We start from the raw sequence: 294 nt of genomic DNA, 5'->3' as shown, positions 1-294 counted from the left end.
ATCGTCGAGGCCGCGAGCCGGCCCACCATGCGCTTCGTGACCGTCAAATCGATCGAGCAGCAGGATATCCAGGCGGCGCACCGCATGCGGGCCATCCTGCTGCGCCATCGCACTGCGCTGATCAACCAGATGCGCGGGCTGCTCGGCGAGCGCGGCCTCGCGATCGCTCGGTCTCCCGAGGCTTTCAAGCGCGCGATGCCGCAACTGCTGAGCACCAGTGCCGACGAGCTGACGTCGTTTTGCCAGACACTGCTCACCGAGTTGTTGCAGCACCTGAAGGCAATCGAGGAGCGT

At 65.3% G+C, this 294-nt stretch carries 1 pseudogene; it reads left to right on the top strand.

Features of this window, described 5'->3' with window-relative positions:
* Positions 1-294: pseudogene (locus ACV229_RS40875) on the top strand (IS110 family transposase); the annotation flags it as partial.

The sequence above is a fragment of the Burkholderia sp. MR1-5-21 genome, from assembly GCF_053427715.1.
Note: the sequence above shows the minus strand (reverse complement) of the source record. Positions and strands in the feature narration are given on the sequence as shown.